This window comes from Mycobacterium sp. UM_11, assembly GCF_001414075.1.
GTDB lineage: Bacteria > Actinomycetota > Actinomycetes > Mycobacteriales > Mycobacteriaceae > Mycobacterium.
In genome coordinates, this window is record NZ_LATC01000276.1 from 1 (window position 1) to 313 (window position 313).

1 protein-coding gene is annotated in these 313 nt (G+C 68.1%); it reads left to right on the top strand.

Annotated features, from left to right (window positions below; all coding sequences use genetic code 11):
- Positions 1-313 (top strand): DUF222 domain-containing protein (locus WU80_RS25005; protein WP_156349805.1); only part of this gene is annotated, 313 nt, incomplete at both ends.

Here is a 313-nt window from a genome sequence, read left to right on the forward strand (position 1 = left end):
CGGGCAATCTGGGTCAGCACAACGGGCTGCCCGTGTCGATCGTGGTGACCACCACCTTGCAGGACCTCGAGGCCGCCGCCGGCAAGGCCTTGACCGCCGGCGGCACCCTGGTGCCCATGTCGGACGTGATCCGCTGGGCCGGTCACGCGCACCACTATCTGGCGATCTTCGACGACGGCAGGTCACTGGCCCTGCATCACACCAAACGGCTGGCGTCCCCCGCACAGCGAATCATGTTGTACGCCAAGGATCGTGGCTGCACGCGGCCGGGCTGTGACGCGCCGGCCTACCACAGCCAAGTCCACCACGTCCG